This is a genomic window from Cylindrospermopsis curvispora GIHE-G1, assembly GCF_014489415.1.
GTDB classification, from domain to species: Bacteria; Cyanobacteriota; Cyanobacteriia; order Cyanobacteriales; family Nostocaceae; genus Raphidiopsis; species Raphidiopsis curvispora_A.
The window spans coordinates 383,003-401,240 of sequence record NZ_CP060822.1; the positions used below are offsets into that span (position 1 = coordinate 383,003).

19 protein-coding genes are annotated in these 18,238 nt (G+C 39.6%); 14 read left to right on the top strand and 5 right to left on the bottom strand.

From position 1 onward, the window contains the following. Nucleotides 1-163 precede the first annotated feature (163 nt). Complete coding sequence (locus IAR63_RS01840; RefSeq protein WP_187706378.1) at nt 164-688, top strand: type IV pilin protein; 525 nt, start codon at nt 164-166, stop codon at nt 686-688. 666 nt (nt 689-1,354) lie between these two features. Further along, nucleotides 1,355-1,573 carry a DUF4327 family protein gene (locus IAR63_RS01845; protein ID WP_040010333.1) on the top strand — a complete coding sequence of 73 codons (219 nt, stop codon included), beginning with the start codon at nt 1,355-1,357 and terminating at the stop codon, nt 1,571-1,573. A 17-nt stretch (nt 1,574-1,590) separates the two neighbouring features. Here IAR63_RS01845 and IAR63_RS01850 read toward each other — a convergent pair whose 3' ends face one another. The 3 genes from IAR63_RS01850 to IAR63_RS01860 all read right to left on the bottom strand — a co-directional run bounded on the left by IAR63_RS01850 (nt 1,591) and on the right by IAR63_RS01860 (nt 4,877). Continuing rightward, nucleotides 1,591-2,826 (bottom strand): FHA domain-containing serine/threonine-protein kinase, encoded by a 1,236-nt coding sequence (locus IAR63_RS01850; protein WP_187707317.1) that lies wholly within the window; start codon nt 2,824-2,826, stop codon nt 1,591-1,593. A gap of 108 nt (nt 2,827-2,934) precedes the next feature. Further along, a complete protein-coding gene (locus IAR63_RS01855) occupies nt 2,935-4,293 on the bottom strand; it encodes a GTP-binding protein (protein WP_187706379.1) in 1,359 nt (452 codons plus the stop codon). 113 nt (nt 4,294-4,406) lie between these two features. After that, nucleotides 4,407-4,877 carry a DUF29 domain-containing protein gene (locus tag IAR63_RS01860; protein ID WP_187706380.1) on the bottom strand — a complete coding sequence of 157 codons (471 nt, stop codon included), beginning with the start codon at nt 4,875-4,877 and terminating at the stop codon, nt 4,407-4,409. A gap of 91 nt (nt 4,878-4,968) precedes the next feature. Between IAR63_RS01860 and IAR63_RS01865 the strand changes: the two genes are divergently transcribed. The 11 genes from IAR63_RS01865 (at nt 4,969) to IAR63_RS01920 (ending at nt 16,392) form a co-directional block, all read left to right on the top strand. Next, nucleotides 4,969-5,430 carry a DUF29 domain-containing protein gene (locus tag IAR63_RS01865; protein WP_187706381.1) on the top strand — a complete coding sequence of 154 codons (462 nt, stop codon included), beginning with the start codon at nt 4,969-4,971 and terminating at the stop codon, nt 5,428-5,430. 1,329 nt (nt 5,431-6,759) lie between these two features. Next, a complete protein-coding gene (locus IAR63_RS01870; RefSeq protein WP_187707318.1) occupies nt 6,760-7,632 on the top strand; it encodes a Uma2 family endonuclease in 873 nt (290 codons plus the stop codon). A 382-nt stretch (nt 7,633-8,014) separates the two neighbouring features. Continuing rightward, a complete protein-coding gene (locus tag IAR63_RS01880; protein ID WP_187707319.1) occupies nt 8,015-8,866 on the top strand; it encodes a Uma2 family endonuclease in 852 nt (283 codons plus the stop codon). A gap of 510 nt (nt 8,867-9,376) precedes the next feature. After that, complete coding sequence (locus tag IAR63_RS01885) at nt 9,377-10,186, top strand: Uma2 family endonuclease (protein WP_187707320.1); 810 nt, start codon at nt 9,377-9,379, stop codon at nt 10,184-10,186. Nucleotides 10,187-10,568: 382 nt separating this feature from the next. Continuing rightward, on the top strand, nt 10,569-11,378 hold the full coding sequence (locus IAR63_RS01890; protein WP_187707321.1) for a Uma2 family endonuclease: 810 nt from the start codon (nt 10,569-10,571) through the stop codon (nt 11,376-11,378). Nucleotides 11,379-11,889: 511 nt separating this feature from the next. Further along, the gene (locus IAR63_RS01895) at nt 11,890-12,066 is read left to right on the top strand and encodes a type II toxin-antitoxin system HicA family toxin (protein WP_235678325.1); all 177 of its coding nucleotides are present in this window, start codon (nt 11,890-11,892) and stop codon (nt 12,064-12,066) included. Between the two features lie 30 nt (nt 12,067-12,096). Further along, nucleotides 12,097-12,324 carry a type II toxin-antitoxin system HicB family antitoxin gene (locus tag IAR63_RS01900; protein WP_115538828.1) on the top strand — a complete coding sequence of 76 codons (228 nt, stop codon included), beginning with the start codon at nt 12,097-12,099 and terminating at the stop codon, nt 12,322-12,324. Between the two features lie 167 nt (nt 12,325-12,491). Then, a complete protein-coding gene (locus IAR63_RS01905; RefSeq protein ID WP_187707322.1) occupies nt 12,492-13,406 on the top strand; it encodes a Uma2 family endonuclease in 915 nt (304 codons plus the stop codon). Nucleotides 13,407-14,020: 614 nt separating this feature from the next. Next, entirely contained in the window at nt 14,021-14,914 is an 894-nt protein-coding gene (locus IAR63_RS01910; RefSeq protein ID WP_187707323.1) for a Uma2 family endonuclease, read from the top strand. Between the two features lie 51 nt (nt 14,915-14,965). Then, complete coding sequence (locus tag IAR63_RS18755) at nt 14,966-15,073, top strand: Rpn family recombination-promoting nuclease/putative transposase (protein ID WP_223007716.1); 108 nt, start codon at nt 14,966-14,968, stop codon at nt 15,071-15,073. A gap of 383 nt (nt 15,074-15,456) precedes the next feature. Continuing rightward, entirely contained in the window at nt 15,457-16,392 is a 936-nt protein-coding gene (locus tag IAR63_RS01920; protein WP_187707324.1) for a Uma2 family endonuclease, read from the top strand. Nucleotides 16,393-16,932: 540 nt separating this feature from the next. On the opposite strand, the gene IAR63_RS01925 is transcribed toward IAR63_RS01920, so the two are convergent. Next, nucleotides 16,933-17,499 carry an HARBI1 family protein gene (locus tag IAR63_RS01925; protein WP_006277732.1) on the bottom strand — a complete coding sequence of 189 codons (567 nt, stop codon included), beginning with the start codon at nt 17,497-17,499 and terminating at the stop codon, nt 16,933-16,935. On the opposite strand from IAR63_RS01925, the gene IAR63_RS01930 reads away from it, so the two are divergent. Continuing rightward, a complete protein-coding gene (locus tag IAR63_RS01930) occupies nt 17,493-17,795 on the top strand; it encodes an oligosaccharide flippase family protein (protein WP_187706382.1) in 303 nt (100 codons plus the stop codon). The two genes, IAR63_RS01925 and IAR63_RS01930, sit on opposite strands and share 7 nt — an antisense overlap. A 256-nt stretch (nt 17,796-18,051) precedes the next feature. Here IAR63_RS01930 and IAR63_RS01935 read toward each other — a convergent pair whose 3' ends face one another. Then, on the bottom strand, nt 18,052-18,231 hold the full coding sequence (locus IAR63_RS01935) for a hypothetical protein (protein ID WP_187706383.1): 180 nt from the start codon (nt 18,229-18,231) through the stop codon (nt 18,052-18,054). Nucleotides 18,232-18,238: the final 7 nt, after the last annotated feature.

Here is an 18,238-nt window from a genome sequence, read left to right on the forward strand (position 1 = left end):
CCTCTTATATCAAAAGTAAACTTAAATTTTAACGGTTATGTGAACCATTGATAATATCATTCCATATCATCAACTTTTCCTTGGCTTCAATAACCGAAAATTACCCACATTCCCTTTGATTTTTGGTATAAATAAATCAGAATGATATTACCAACAAGCTACCATGAAAACCAAATTCCAGGTTAGACTACTACAGTATATCCTGATTAGGGACAAAACAGCTCAAGGTTTTACTCTGCTAGAACTACTAGTGGTTATTGTCATTATTGGTATACTGTCCGCGATCGCCTTGCCCTCTTTTTTAAACCAAGCTAACAAAGCTAAGGAATCGGAGGCTAAAACCTATGTCAGTTCCTTTAACAAAGCCCAAACCCTATACAGGCTAGAAAATACCGGGTTTGCTACCACTCTTAACCAGTTATCAATTACCATTCCCACATCCACAGATTTTTACAATTACACTATTGGAGGGAGTGGTACTACTACCAACCTTACAGCAAGTACTAAGGACCCTAACTCCCTCAAAGGGTTTAGTGGTGGAGTAACGATCTTGTCAGCAACCGGACAAACCCAATCTGTTGCCTGTCAAACTGAACAAGTGCAGCAAGTTCACCCTGTTGTTGTTCCCATTCTGGATTCTACCCAAGCCAAATGTGATGATACAAAAAATATGACCGCGATGAAATAATGACATAAATTATAACTTGAGCCAGAAAGCTTAGTACAGTGTTGATAAGCAAAATTAAGTGCTGACTAGGCGTTCTGGCTCTCCCTTTAATGTAATTAAAATATTTGTAATCGATTATAAGTAATTGCTATCCTAGCTAGGTTGATAATTGATAGCTGGTGGTAGTAATTACCGTACAAAAGCTAAAGATTCTAAATTTGTGGGAATTTTGTATGATATACTATGGGAGTTAAAACCAAAAGTTAAATGTTGCACGGTAGGAAAATCGCCAACAGTGGATCATCTTCCTCTTGACTAAAATAATAGGATAGTTTACAATGGGGCGTTAGTTATCAGGAATTAACCCTGAAACTATCTGTTAAATGACTGCTAAAAGCAACCACAATGCTAAAACAAATCCCTAGCAAGATTAGCACAAGTTGTTCAAATCAGTCTAAGACAGTCCTCCGTGGACTCCTCAACAAATCTCTGTCTACCCCAAGCAAGAAAGCTCAAACACCGGTAATCATCAATCCTAAGACAAACTTGCTAGTAACAAAAACCCAAGCTACACTTTTCCAATTACGTGCATGGCTTTAAACAGCTTTGTATAAATTCGAAAAGGTCAAATGTTGCACAGTTTTAACTGAGCATTTATTTCAATAAAATCTGAACACAATCCTGGTTATGACTCAACAAGTGATTCACCACATGGTGAAATTGCAGCGTAATGTTCAATCATTAGTAGAATCGAATATTATCAAGCCTAGCGACAGTATATGGAAGATTGCCTTTTTATATGCTGACGAATGGAAATATTGGAAACAAGAGCTACTAGACTTTGGTTTTAGTATGCAAGATCCCATAGGGGATCTATTAGCAGTAGAAACCTGGGACGAAGATTAGGGCCACAACATCCACAATTAACATTCCAACAGTGCTTGAGCCAAATCCTGAGCGCTTTGAAAACGGTTCCCCGGTAATGGTTCGGTCACTCTCTCAATAACTTTCTGAATTTTCGGTGTAATGGTCGGAATGTTTTGCACATCAAAACAAAACCCCTTCCCCTTAGGACGAAAGAACTTGAGAGGATTTTGTCCAGTTAACAAAAAAATCAAGGTTGGTCCTACTGCATACAAATCCGACTGAGTCAGCGGTTGTCCCCGTTCCTGTTCGGGAGCGCAGTACCCCTCAGCACCAATCCTTGTTCCCGATCCACTACCAATTTCCTTCACAGCACCAAAGTCCAAAACCACAATTCGATGATTACCATTTCTCACCATCAGATTAGCTGGTTTAATATCCCGATGAATCAAAGGTGGGTTTTGAGAATGAAGATAATCCAGAATCTCACAGGTTTGCACCATCCAGGCGATCGCCTGGGTTACCGTTACAGGTCCACCATGGGATACAACTTTTTCTAAATCCTGTCCCTGGATTAATTCCATGGCCAAGAATTTTTTCCCCCCTTCCACAAAAAAATCGTAATATTTAGGGATTCCCGGATGATGGAGACATTTCAGCGTACTTGCTTCTCGCTCAAATAGTTCCTGAGCTTTTGCAATTCCGCTCATGTCTCTGTTCATTTGTTTCAGAACTAAAAGCTGTGGTACTCCCGTAGTTGTACCCGCACTATCCCAAGCTAGATAGGTAGTACCCATACCTCCCTGTCCTAAAATACGTAACATTTGATAATGACGTATTTGTTTAATAATAGATATAGGCTGACCACAGTGCACACAAAAAATGTTATTGGGTAAATTTCCTTCGTGTTTACAAGATAAGGGTGAGACTTGACCCATCACTTGTGGTGCCATCCAAGGGGGATTGGTCAAGTTAGGTATGTTTTGTATTTGAAAGCGTACTATAGGACCACCCTGTGCCAACTGCAACAGATAATTATCCATCAACCTACACTTTGAAGTTAGTACACCATTGACAAAAGTCCCATTTGTCCCCCGACTAACTATTTGCCAGCTATCAACATCTCCAGCCTCTGGGAGTTTTTTTAGTTCTAAATGATACCTTGAAACTAAGTTACTATGTAATACTACGTGATTATCTACAGCTCGACCAATGCGAATGAGAGTGGTATTCTCGAAACGCCATTCTTGGACTGGAGTTTGGTATTGGGGATCTAAAAGGGTGAGAATAACCAGCATGACTAATTATATAACTAATTATACAAATACAAATATAGATAAGTAATAGAGACTAACAATTAAACTAAAAATTCAACTAACAACTTATTAATTTAAATTTATCATTCATTTTATTTTTTGCTTCAATCGGTACAAAATAGTATTTTTTTCCACCTGGGTCAAAATTTCCTCAATTACGGTGTTAGCACCCAACCTTCCCCAGGTACAACCATTTTCTAAATATACTTGTGCGGCTTTTCCCACGGCATAAGCACCATAGGAAGCCACACCGGACTGAGCTAGGGCACCACCAGCAAAAGTAGTAATATTTATAGAATTTTCACCACTTACTACTGCTGCACTTTTACCCATCCCTAGAACCAAGTTACTAGCTATTTCTGAAAGTAATAAACCACCAGAACTCAAGAGGATAGTTTTTAATAACTTAGTTGCTTCATAGCTAGTCATAGGGAGAGAGTATAATCTAGCCAAAGAACGAATTAAGGCCAAATCGGTAATTAGACCACCAATAACATCTAAAAAAGCAATGGGATTTAAAGCAATAGCTAAGGCTTTATATTTACAGAATCGCCAAATCAACTCCTCTGCTTCTTGTTGACGAAAATGCAAGGTTTTTTCCGCCATAATTGCTTCCGATTCCCTAGCTTGTAACAGTGCATTTAAAGCCAAAAGCGATCGCCCTTCCCGATTTAGTATATTTAGAATAGTTTGCTTTAGCTCTTGTATTTGAGGTTTGGGGGTTTCCCATTCATAACTGATCCTACCATCCGCATATTCCACCCTCACCTCCATGGGTGCAGGTTCAGCGGCTACCATCACAATTTCATCTGGTAATAACGGATCACTTTGCTGACTACCCGTAGCTGCTCCTAAAACTTGTAAATTGTGATAAATTGCGCTTTTATCGGTATCTGGATACAAATCTATTTTATTAAACACTAAAATCAGAGGTTTTTGAGCTTGTCGTAATTCCAGTAAAGCTTGGTACTCTGTTCTAGTTATATCTCCGGATACAACAAACAGAATTAGATCAGCCTGTTGTGCCACAGTGCGAGCCATTTCTCCCCGAACTTCCCCATTGATTTCATCCAAACCAGGAGTATCAATTAATTCAACATACACCTTAGTACCTGGTTGCCAACGGAGGGAGCGGGGCCATTGAGTGACACCATTAAGAGGTCCTGTTTCCAGGATTTTTTCCCCCAGGAGGGAATTTAACACAGCGGACTTACCACGACTGACCAGACCAAAAGCAGCTATTTTGATCAGATTTAAGTCCAGCTTGTGCAGGGTAGCATTGAGGATTTCTATTTGAGGTTTAATCAAACTTGCCAAATCTGGTCTAGACGATAAGTGTCCTGACTTACGAAGATAGGCATACCAAGACAGAGTTTGTTTGATGCTGGCACGAGCGCGATTTAGATGGGTTTCTTGGGAAACTACTCGCGACTGAAATTCCTGCATTGTGAACACTAGGTGACCAAATAAGTTTAGTTTATCATGAAATCATTGCCGACTGCTATACCAATGCTCGCCAGACTACTTCCTGAAATGGCGATGCAAACCTAGAACGGTTATTAAGGCAACCAAGCTTCATCTAAAAGCTGCTCCAGAGTAGCAATAGGTTGGGAAGGAAATGTATCCAAAGGCAATTGGGACCGCTTGGATGCAATTTTTCTTCCATCCAAATAACAATCGCTGAGGACTTGTTCAGCAAATGTGTTTAAACTAGGACTACGCTTTAACAAACGATTGATTTGCAATCGAAAATTGAGGATTTCTGCTTCCCAATGGCCCCGATTGCGCTCTAATTCAGATTCCCAATAACGCCACTTCAATAAATGCTCCCATAATCTGATTAATAAGCTTTCCAATTTATTTTTATCTCTTTGACTCAAATCCAAGACTTCTTCTAACAAATTATCCATATCCAGATCGGCGAAGTTTTTGGATTGGAGTTGTTTGGCCGTTTCCAGTACCCAAAGATTATAATCAAGTTCGTAGAGCTGTGTGCAAGTTGATACTAACCTAGCATGTTGATTTTTCATTTTACTCCTCCATTATCGCCCTTTTGATTTAAAATAAATTCACATATACGAATGAATTCCTCAACTCAACAGTCACCCACGACAAAACCAAATGATCTACCATAGAACTCAATCAATCGTTGGCAAGTCTTTGTATGAGTCCGATTTCTGGTTATGGACTCAGGATACCATAGCTAAACTCAAAGCTAGAGATTTTGACCGTCTAGACCTAGAAAACTTGTTAGAGGAGATCGAAGCATTGGGGCGATCAGAAAAAAAAGAACTGGCCAGCAGACTAGAAACCCTATTATGCCATCTCCTAAAGCGAGTTTATGTTAACCTACCTCAAGACTTTAATGGCTGGGAGCGCACTATAAGAGAACAACGAAGACGTTTAGCCCAATCGCTCAGACAAACCCCTAGTTTGAAAACCTTTTGGGAAGAACTATTTAGTGACGCTTGGGAGCTTGCACTAGATACCGTTCGAGACGATTACCCCCAGTATCAATTTCCAGATACATGGGAGTTTGGCACTGATATTGACACCATACTCAATGCCCATTTTTGGGAATAGCGATCGCAAACTGCATTGCATAACTAAAATAAACAGAATTAATGTTATAAAAAATGGCTTATAGTGAATTTACTATATGCAAAACCATTATAACGGGTAAATCCCCAGATCGGCCTTTTGATTTAAAATAAACTTACAGATCAACAAAGGCGTAAGCTTTGTAAAGAAATGTAGATTAAGTGCCATATCCCCTTGACTTATGCAAGAAATCTGATATGATCAGACAGCGAGGTAATTAATGGCCTCGTGTCGAAATAAAATATAAGTCAAACCATAAGGTGCAGAGCTTTGACGGTCTACATGATCTCAGTTCGTACCAACCAGACTCACCCACCCAAGTAACTACAAGAGTCAAGTGGTAAGGGTTTTCTGTCTCAATTTTAACCTACAAACAATAATTACCTACGGACAGTATCCGGGCGTGGGTTATCTCAAACAATCATTGTTAATTCCGTAGCGAGATCCCACAGGGAGTCCTTGGCAATCGCCCTTTTAATTGAAATTCACAAGAAAATCGCCGAAAGGCACGGAAGCCACTTGGCTTTAGACAAGAAGTGCCAACGGCGAATTTATTCGCCTTGATATTTAACCGTGATGCGGCTCTTCAATATTCCAGTGTTGTCTTTATGTTATTTTGTGGCTGCTATTGACAAGTAAGTCTTATCTGAGGCTATACTTTCGAAATCTACTTAAAGTAGCGGTGATGCTAAGAATTAATTTTAGCAGAATCAGTAGAGGCTGTTTAAGCCAGCCTCAGAAAGTTCGTTTATGGACTCTTCAGAAATCTCCGTGTCTTTAGACCGGAGAAGCTTAATATAAGTTCCCAGATTTGACCAAGGAGATGATTATGCAGTTACTGGATTTTAGACAGATTTCTGATTTAGAAGCATGGTTAAAAGACACAGAAAAGTCCAACGATATAGCTGAATCTCCACCCTTAAATTAGAAAACTGGATTTCATCCTGATGCAAAAGTTTTATTAAATTTAGTAGTCCACCTCCCTGACTTCCCTTTTCAAGACATCCACACCCACGGGAATACTTATGAGGAAGCAGCCAAACATGGTCAGCAAGTGATTGACAGTTATCTTCAGCTTTATCAAGAAAATAACCAACCTCTACCCCAGCCTAAAAACCTCTTGAAATATATTCAGGTAGCATAACCACTCTGGAAGATTGCCTTGACCAATATCTTTTAACCAAGAGCGATCGCCCGACTGCTAACCAATAATCACCCGTAAGGTGACGAGTTGCCTTTTACGTTAAAGAAGCCATGTTATAGTAAATTAAACCGATTGAGTCAATACCAAAGTGAATGGGAGGTATAGATATGGTGAGGCAAGTTCCACCAAAAACTCAACTGGGGGTGATAAAATCCAATAAAAATCAGCTTGGGGAGACAATCGTCCCTGAAATTGTCTACCCAGAAAGTGATGGTGAACCCATGGCGGATAATACTAGGCAATTCACATGGATTGTCAAAATCAAGGAGAATTTAGAAATACTATTTAAGTCTAATGCGGATGTGTTTGTAGCCGGGGACTTGTTTTGGTATCCAGTAGAGGGTAGCAACAAAATTAAACTAGCTCCCGATACCATGGTGGTGTTTGGGAGACCCAAGGGACACCGGGGGTCTTATCGACAGTGGGAGGAGGATAATATTCCTCCCCAGGTGGTGTTTGAAATTTTATCTCCTGGTAATAGTCAAGATGAAATGGACAAAAAAAAGCTGTTTTATCTGAAACATGGAGTAGAAGAGTATTATGTGTATGACCCAGATAGAATTAGTCTAGAAGTATCTATTAGGGAAAATAATTCATTTAAAGAGATTAAGGATTTTAGTGTTTGGACTAGTCCAAGAATGAATGTACGGTTTGATATGACGGGAGATGAATTAGTCATCTACTATCCAGATGGTGGTAGGTTTCTTAGTCCTGTAGAGTTGAGCAATTATGCAGAACAAGAAAATCAACGTGCAGAACGGGAAAGATTTCTGAAAGAGCAGGAAACTCAGCGTGCAGAACAAGAAAGACTGCTTAAAGAACAAGAAAGATTTCTGAAAGAGCAGGAAACTCAGCGTGCAGAACAGGAAAGACTGCTTAAAGAACAGGAAAAATTTCTGAAAGAGCAGGAACAACTAAAGTATCAAACCTTACTAGCACAATTAAAAGCTAAGGGTATTGATATCAGCACACTCGAATAAACTATTACCTGGACCGGAATACCCCCGTGAGAAGGGTTTTCTCAACCTGAGATTTTTCTCTACTTAAAACAGTACGAAGTAAGTCGTCCGTGGCAAGGTTTGCTGATTTTGCCCAGTCAGGGTTATAATGTGGGTGCCAAGAGTAACGCGGCTTTATCTAACGGATTTGAGGGAAAGGCAAAACCTGAGTTCCAATTTGACCTTGTTACAGTTGTTAGGAACGAATGAGGAGGAGAGTGGGGAGATAGGTAACCACAGGAGAATTTCTACCGACGGTTTTTTATGAATTTCCAGATACATAGGAGTTTGGGACTGATAAGAAACCATGTAATAGTAAATTAAACCGATTGAGTCAATACCAAAGTGAATGGGAGGTATAGATATGGTGAGGCAAGTTCCACCAAAAACTCAACTGGGGGTGGTAAAATCCAATAAAAATCAGCTTGGGGAGACGATCGCGTCTGAAATTGTCTACCCGGAAAGTGATGGTGAACCCATGGCGGATAATACTAGGCAATTCACATGGATTGTCAAAATCAAGGAGAATTTAGAAATACTATTTAAGTCTAATGCGGATGTGTTTGTAGCCGGGGACTTATTTTGGTATCCAGTGAAGGGTAGTAACAAAATTAAACTAGCTCCCGATACCATGGTGGTGTTTGGGAGACCCAAGGGACACCGGGGGTCTTATCGACAGTGGGAGGAGGATAATATTCCTCCCCAGGTGGTGTTTGAAATTTTATCTCCTGGTAATAGTCAAGATGAAATGGACAAAAAAAAGCTGTTTTATCTGAAACATGGAGTAGAAGAGTATTATGTGTATGACCCAGATAGAATTAGTCTAGAAGTATCTATTAGGGAAAATAATTCATTTAAAGAGATTAAGGATTTTAGTGTTTGGACTAGTCCAAGACTGAATGTACAGTTTGATATGATGGGAGATGAATTAGTCATCTATTATCCAGATGGCGGTAGGTTTCTTAGTCCTGTAGAGTTGAGCAATTATGCAGAACAAGAAAATCAACGTGCAGAACGGGAAAGACTGCTTAAAGAGCAGGAAACTCAGCGTGCAGAACAAGAAAGACTGCTTAAAGAACAAGAAAGATTTCTGAAAGAGCAGGAAACTCAGCGTGCAGAACAGGAAAGACTGCTTAAAGAGCAGGAACAACTAAAGTATCAAACCTTACTAGCACAATTAAAAGCTAAGGGTATTGATATCAGCACACTCGAATAAACTATTACCTGGACCGGAATACCCCCGTGAGAAGGGTTTTCTCAACCTGAGATTTTTCTCTACTTAAAGCAGTACGAAGTAACATGGGAGTTTGGAACTGATATTGACACCATGCTCAATGGCCATTTTTGGCAATAGCGATCGCAAACTGCATTGCATAACTAAAATAGCCTCGTGTGGAAATAAAATATAAGTCAAACCATAAGGTGCAGAGCTTTGACGGTCTACATGATCTCAGTTCGTGCCAACCAGACTCACCCACCCAAGTAACTACAAGAGTCGAGTGGTAAGGATTCTCTTACCCCAGCCTAAAAACCTCTTGAAATATATTCAGGTAGCATAACCACTCTGGAAGATTGCCTTGACCAATATCTCTTAACCAAGAGCGATCCCCCGACTGCTAACCAATAATCACCCGTAAGGTGACGAGTTGCCTTTTACTTTAAAGAAGCCATGTTATAGTAAATTAAACCGATTGAGTCAATACCAAAGTGAATGGGAGGTATAGATATGGTGAGGCAAGTTCCACCAAAAACTCAACTGGGGGTGGTAAAATCCAATAAAAATCAGCTTGGGGAGACGATCGCGTCTGAAATTGTCTACCCGGAAAGTGATGGTGAACCCATGGCGGATAATACTAGGCAATTCACATGGATTGTCAAAATCAAGGAGAATTTAGAAATACTATTTAAGTCTAATGGGGATGTGTTTGTGGCTGGGGACTTGTTTTGGTATCCAGTAGAGGGTAGCAACAAAATTAAACTAGCTCCCGATACCATGGTGGTGTTTGGGAGACCCAAGGGACACCGGGGGTCTTATCGACAGTGGGAGGAGGATAATATTCCTCCCCAGGTGGTGTTTGAAATTTTATCTCCTGGTAATAGTCAAGATGAAATAGACAAAAAAAAGCTGTTTTATCTGAAACATGGAGTAGAAGAGTATTATGTGTATGACCCAGATAGAATTAGCCTAGAAGTATCTATTAGGGAAAATAATTCATTTAAAGAGATTAAGGATTTTAGTGTTTGGACTAGTCCAAGAATGAATGTACGGTTTGATATGATGGGAGATGAATTAGTCATCTACTATCCAGATGGCGGTAGGTTTCTTAGTCCTGTAGAGTTGAGCAATTATGCAGAACAAGAAAATCAACGTGCAGAACGGGAAAAACTGCTTAAAGAACAAGAAAGATTTCTGAAAGAGCAGGAAACTCAACGTGCAGAACAGGAAAGACTGCTTAAAGAACAGGAACAACTAAAGTATCAAACCTTACTAGCACAATTAAAAGCTAAGGGTATTGATATCAGCACACTCGAATAAACTATTACCTGGACCGGAATACCCCCGTGAGAAGGGTTTTCTCAACCTGAGATTTTTCTCTACTTAAAGCAGTACGAAGTAAGTCGTCCATGGCAAGGGTTGCTGATTTTGCCCAGTCAGGGTTATAATGTGGGTGCCAAGAGTAACGCGGCTTTATCTAACGGATTTGAGGGAAAGGCAAAACCTGAGTCCCAATTTGACCTTGTTACAGTTGTTAGGAACGAATGAGGAGGAGAGTGGGGAGATAGGTAACCACAGGAGAATTTCTACCGACGGTTTTTTATGAATTTCCAGATACATGGGGGTTTGGGACTGATAAGAAGCTATGTAATAGTAAATTAAACCGATTGAGTCAATACCAAAGTGAATGGGAGGTATAGATATGGTGAGGCAAGTTCCACCAAAAACTCAACTGGGGGTGGTAAAATCCAATAAAAATCAGCTTGGGGAGACGATCGCGTCTGAAATTGTCTACCCAGAAAGTGATGGTGAACCCATGGCGGATAATACTAGGCAATTCACATGGATTGTCAAAATCAAGGAGAATTTAGAAATACTATTTAAGTCTAATGCGGATGTGTTTGTGGCTGGGGACTTATTTTGGTATCCAGTGGAGGGTAGCAACAAAATTAAACTAGCTCCCGATACCATGGTGGTGTTTGGGAGACCCAAGGGACACCGGGGGTCTTATCGACAGTGGGAGGAGGATAATATTCCTCCCCAGGTGGTGTTTGAAATTTTATCTCCTGGTAATAGTCAAGATGAAATGGACAAAAAAAAGCTGTTTTATCTGAAACATGGAGTAGAAGAGTATTATGTGTATGACCCAGATAGAATTAGTCTAGAAGTATCTATTAGGGAAAATAATTCATTTAAAGAGATTAAGGGTTTTAGTGTTTGGACTAGTCCAAGACTGAATGTACGGTTTGATATGATGGGAGATGAATTAGTCATCTACTATCCAGATGGCGGTAGGTTTCTTAGTCCTGTAGAGTTGAGCAATTATGCAGAACAAGAAAATCAACGTGCAGAACGGGAAAAACTGCTTAAAGAACAAGAAAGATTTCTGAAAGAGCAGGAAACTCAACGTGCAGAACAGGAAAGACTGCTTAAAGAACAGGAACAACTAAAGTATCAAACCTTACTAGCACAATTAAAAGCTAAGGGTATTGATATCAGCACACTCGAATAAACTATTACCTGGACCGGAATACCCCCGTGAGAAGGGTTGCTGATTTTGCCCAGTCAGGGTTATAATGTGCGTGCGGAGTTATCTTCCTTAAATTAGAAAACTGGATTTCATCCTGATGCAAAAGTTTTATTAAATTTAGTAGTCCACCTCCCTGACTTCCCTTTTCAAGACATCCACACCCACGGGAATACTGAGGAAGCAGCCAAACATGGTCAGCAAGTGATTGACAGTTATCTTCAGCTTGATCAAGAAAATAACCAACCTCTACCCCAGCCTAAAAACCTCTTGAAATATATTCAGGTAGCATAACCACTCTGGAAGATTGCCTTGACCAATATCTTTTAACCAAAAGCGATCACTCTTCTAAACAAAACCCTGAGAAAAAGCAAGCCTCATACTGCTTTTGTGAGTGGCGATCGCATTTAGCAAAGGGAGAATCATCAAACTGGTCTCTGATTGTACTGCATCTTTGTGAAACCCGCTATATATTTATTTAATAACTTTCAATTGAATGCCTAAAAAAATTCGAGAACTAAAGGCAATGTTGTTAAAAGCCGGGTTTATCCAACGGACTGGTAAAGGTAGTCACACAATCTGGATTCACGAAAAAATGCCAGATATGCCAATAACAATTGCAGGTAAGGATGGTGACGATGCTAAAATCTATTTAGTTAGAGAAACAAGTTAAACAAAGACTCGCAAGACTAGAAGAATTGCAATGAATTCACATTACAGTATGATTATTTTCTGGTCTCAAGAGGATAACTGCTATGTAGTCCACCTCCCTGACTTCCCTTTTCAAGACATCCACACCCACGGGAATACTTATGAGGAAGCAGCCAAACATGGTCAGCAAGTGATTGACAGTTATCTTCAGCTTTATCAAGAAAATAACCAACCTCTACCCCAGCCTAAAAACCTCTTGAAATATATTCAGGTAGCATAACCACTCTGGAAGATTGCCTTGACCAATATCTTTTAACCAAGAGCGATCGCCCGACTGCTAACCAATAATCACCCGTAAGGTGACGAGTTGCCTTTTACTTTAAAGAAGCCATGTTATAGTAAATTAAACCGATTGAGTCAATACCAAAGTGAATGGGAGGTATAGATATGGTGAGGCAAGTTCCACCAAAAACTCAACTGGGGGTGGTAAAATCCAATAAAAATCAGCTTGGGGAGACGATCGCGTCTGAAATTGTCTACCCAGAAAGTGATGGTGAACCCATGGCGGATAATACTAGGCAATTCACATGGATTGTCAAAATCAAGGAGAATTTAGAAATACTATTTAAGTCTAATGCGGATGTGTTTGTAGCTGGGGACTTGTTTTGGTATCCAGTAGAGGGTAGTAACAAAATTAAACTAGCTCCCGATACCATGGTGGTGTTTGGGAGACCCAAGGGACACCGGGGGTCTTATCGACAGTGGGAGGAGGATAATATTCCTCCCCAGGTGGTGTTTGAAATTTTATCTCCTGGTAATAGTCAAGATGAAATGGACAAAAAAAAGCTGTTTTATCTGAAACATGGAGTAGAAGAGTATTATGTGTATGACCCAGATAGAATTAGTCTAGAAGTATCTATTAGGGAAAATAATTCATTTAAAGAGATTAAGGATTTTAGTGTTTGGACTAGTCCAAGACTGAATGTACGGTTTGATATGACGGGAGATGAATTACTCATCTACTATCCAGATGGCGGTAGGTTTCTTAGTCCTGTAGAGTTGAGCAATTATGCAGAACAAGAAAATCAACGTGCAGAACGGGAAAGACTGCTTAAAGAGCAGGAAACTCAGCGTGCAGAACGGGAAAAACTGCTTAAAGAGCAGGAAACTCAACGTGCAGAACGGGAAAAACTGCTTAAAGAACAAGAAAGATTTCTGAAAGAGCAGGAAACTCAACGTGCAGAACAGGAAAGACTGCTTAAAGAACAGGAAAAATTTCTGAAAGAGCAGGAACAACTAAAGTATCAAACCCTACTAGCACAATTAAAAGCTAAGGGTATTGATATCAGCACACTCGAATAAACTATTACCTGGACCGGAATACCCCCGTGAGAAGGGTTTTCTCAACCTGAGATTTTTCTCTACTTAAAGCAGTACGAAGTAACATGGGAGTTTGGAACTGATATTGACACCATGCTCAATGGCCATTTTTGGCAATAGCGATCGCAAACTGCATTGCATAACTAAAATAAACAGAATTAATGTTATAAAAAATGGCTTAAAGAAATGTAGACTAAGTGCCATATCCCCTTGACTTATGCAAGAAATATGATATTATCAGACAGGTAATTAATAGCCTCGTGTGGAAATAAAATATAAGTCAAACCATAAGGTGCAGAGCTTTGACGGTCTACATGATCTCAGTTCGTGCCAACCAGACTCACCCACCCAAGTAACTACAAGAGTCGAGTGGTAAGGATTCTCTTACCCCAGCCTAAAAACCTCTTGAAATATATTCAGGTAGCATAACCACTCTGGAAGATTGCCTTGACCAATATCTTTTAACCAAGAGCGATCGCCCGACTGCTAACCAATAATCACCCGTAAGGTGACGAGTTGCCTTTTACTTTAAAGAAGCCATGTAATAGTAAATTAAACCGATTGAGTCAATACCAAAGTGAATGGGAGGTATAGATATGGTGAGGCAAGTTCCACCAAAAACTCAACTGGGGGTGGTAAAATCCAATAAAAATCAGCTTGGGGAGACGATCGCGCCTGAAATTGTCTACCCAGAAAGTGATGGTGAACCCATGGCGGATAATACTAGGCAATTCACATGGATTGTCAAAATCAAGGAGAATTTAGAAATACTATTTAAGTCTAATGCGGATGTGTTTGTGGCTGGGGACTTATTTTGGTATCCAGTGGAGGGTAGCAACAAAATTAAACTAGCTCCCGATACCATGGTGGTGTTTGGGAGACCCAAGGGACACCGGGGGTCTTATCGACAGTGGGAGGAGGATAATATTCCTCCCCAGGTGGTGTTTGAAATTTTATCTCCTGGTAATAGTCAAGATGAAATGGACAAAAAAAAGCTGTTTTATCTGCAACATGGAGTAGAAGAGTATTATGTGTATGACCCAGATAGAATTAGTCTAGAAGTATCTATTAGGGAAAATAATTCATTTAAAGAGATTAAGGATTTTAGTGTTTGGACTAGTCCAAGACTGAATGTACGGTTTGATATGACGGGAGATGAATTAGTCATCTACTATCCAGATGGCGGTAGGTTTCTTAGTCCTGTAGAGTTGAGCAATTATGCAGAACAAGAAAATCAACGTGCAGAACGGGAAAGACTGCTTAAAGAACAAGAAAGATTTCTGAAAGAGCAGGAAACTCAGCGTGCAGAACAAGAAAGACTGCTTAAAGAACAAGAAAGATTTCTGAAAGAGCAGGAAACTCAGCGTGCAGAACAGGAAAGACTGCTTAAAGAACAGGAAAAATTTCTGAAAGAGCAGGAACAACTAAAGTATCAAACCTTACTAGCACAATTAAAAGCTAAGGGTATTGATATCAGCACACTCGAATAAACTATTACCTGGACCGGAATACCCCCGTGAGAAGGGTTTTCTCAACCTGAGATTTTTCTCTACTTAAAACAGTACGAAGTAAGTCGTCCGTGGCAAGGGTTGCTGATTTTGCCCAGTCAGAGTTATAATGCGGGTGCGGAGTTACCTTCCTTAAATTAGAAAACTGGATTTCATCCCGATGCAAAAGTTTTATTAAATTTAGTAGTCCACCTCCCTGACTTCCCTTTTCAAGACATCCACACCCACGGGAATACTTATGAGGAAGCAGCCAAACATGGTCAGCAAGTGATTGACAGTTATCTTCAGCTTTATCAAGAAAATAACCAACCTCTACCCCAGCCTAAAAACCTCTTGAAATATATTCAGGTAGCATAACCACTCTGGAAGATTGCCTTGACCAATATCTTTTAACCAAGAGCGATCCCCCGACTGCTAACCAATAATCACCCGTAAGGTGACGAGTTGCCTTTTACGTTAAAGAAGCCATGTTATAGTAAATTAAACCGATTGAGTCAATACCAAAGTGAATGGGAGGTATAGATATGGTGAGGCAAGTTCCACCAAAAACTCAACTGGGGGTGGTAAAATCCAATAAAAATCAGCTTGGGGAGACGATCGCGCCTGAAATTGTCTACCCAGAAAGTGATGGTGAACCCATGGCGGATAATACTAGGCAATTCACATGGATTGTCAAAATCAAGGAGAATTTAGAAATACTATTTAAGTCTAATGGGGATGTGTTTGTAGCCGGGGACTTGTTTTGGTATCCAGTAGAGGGTAGCAACAAAATTAAACTAGCTCCCGATACCATGGTGGTGTTTGGGAGACCCAAGGGACACCGGGGGTCTTATCGACAGTGGGAGGAGGATAATATTCCTCCCCAGGTGGTGTTTGAAATTTTATCTCCTGGTAATAGTCAAGATGAAATGGACAAAAAAAAGCTGTTTTATCTGAAACATGGAGTAGAAGAGTATTATGTGTATGACCCAGATAGAATTAGTCTAGAAGTATCTATTAGGGAAAATAATTCATTTAAAGAGATTAAGGATTTTAGTGTTTGGACTAGTCCAAGAATGAATGTACGGTTTGATATGACGGGAGATGAATTAGTCATCTACTATCCAGATGGTGGTAGGTTTCTTAGTCCTGTAGAGTTGAGCAATTATGCAGAACAAGAAAATCAACGTGCAGAACGGGAAAGACTGCTTAAAGAACAAGAAAGATTTCTGAAAGAGCAAGAAACTCAGCGTGCAGAACAAGAAAGACTGCTTAAAGAACAAGAAAGATTTCTGAAAGAGCAGGAAACTCAGCGTGCAGAACAGGAAAGACTGCTTAAAGAACAAGAAAGATTTCTGAAAGAGCAGGAAACTCAACGTGCAGAACAAGAAAGACTGCTTAAAGAGCAGGAACAACTAAAGTATCAAACCTTACTAGCACAATTAAAAGCTAAGGGTATTGATATCAGCACACTCGAATAAACTATTACCTGGACCGGAATACCCCCGTGAGAAGGGTTTTCTCAACCTGAGATTTTTCTCTACTTAAAACTGAATTTAAGTTTGATGGCTTTTTACAGCGGTAACGGATGACCCTACAATACCCATAGTGTTTGCGGAATTCCAGATACATGGGAGTTTGGAACTGATATTGACACCATGCTCAATGGCCATTTTTGGCAATAGCGATCGCAAACTGCATTGCATAACTAAAATAAACAGAATTAATGTTATAAAAAATGGCTTAAAGAAATGTAGACTAAGTGCCATATCCCCTTGACTTATGCAAGAAATATGATATTATCAGACAGTGAGGTAATTAATAGCCTCGTGTGGAAATAAAATATAAGTCAAACCATAAGGTGCAGAGCTTTGACGGTCTACATGATCTCAGTTCGTGCCAACCAGACTCACCCACCCAAGTAACTACAAGAGTCGAAGAGATGCCTCTTGTTGGGAGTTAACCAAAAGATAACACCTATGTGAGATAATTTATTTTTAGCCAAGTCCAAATCTTGATAACTAAAATAAGTAGGTTCCCATTCGGAAACGAACAAGTCCACAAATAGTCATGATTACCTGTTCATACTTACTTGAATTTAATCGAAATCTTTCTTGTGCCACTCTGAATATTTTCACTACACGAATTAAATGTTCAACAAAAATTCGTTCGGAAGCTAACTCTTTATTTTTTTCTTTTTGTTCAGACGTTAATTCTTGGTTTTTAGGTTTTTTTGTCGGAGTTTTCATTAACTCCTCTCCTTGATAAGCTTTATCACCACTAAATTTTTGTTTTTTATCAAATATATTTCTGGTTTCACGGAATAAATTTACATCACTTTTTGGACCAGGTTTACCCGCTACTACATCAACAATATCTTTACCATTTGGTAAAACGATTAGTTGACTTTTTCTAGTATGACAGGCTTTTTTACCTGAATAATATTTTTTTTGTTCTTGGTACTCTCCAGGTCTGTCTATAGGCTGTTCATAGCTATCCACTATTAACTCAAATTCTGTTAATATTTCTTTAACGACTTCGTAATCACTGGAGTTTTTTTTTACCTGTTCTAGCAAACTTGGTGGCAATAATTCTCCTATTATTGGCAACCAATAGAGCTACCCAAATTTTTCGCTACAATTTAGCAATGTGGTTAATGACGATTAGAGGAATCTTATTTACACGTGGTGATAGAATTGTTGTGGGTTCGGTCTTAGGTCCAGAGTCTCTGGCCATTTATGCCATAGTAAGTGATGTTGCATCTGGAATAAATTTCCTTGTAGCGCAGCCAATTCAACCATTTTTACCTGTGGTTAGTCGCCTTGCACTATTACCTGTGGCTGAAGCTGATCCAAAATGGTTACCGCATCGGAAACTTACCTGAAGTGTTGTTGTATTTTAGGGTTGGCAACGGTATGATTAGACGCAGGCATGGATGGGAATATTTGAAAAAAGAGCTTAAATTTTATTACCGAGTAATGCTTAATGGACTTATACCGCCTCAAACCCTTGTTGTCTCAGTTTTACTGCGACTGCCATTGCGGTTATTACCAATCAGGCTATTACAATTTTTATATGAAAAAGTGGTTCGCTACTGAAAATTACGATTCAGACATTTACTGAGTATATCATATCTCATATTATTTAGTGGCTATCCCAGCAAATATCAAGACATACTTTTCTATTTTGTAAAAACCCATACATAACCTAAGTACAGCCAATAATGGCCCTTGCCTTAACTCCTTACCTGTGCCATCCTGTTTATAACTAGAACCCACTTTCAGCCCAGTTGTTATACTGCTATCCTCTAAATAGCCCATAATGAGA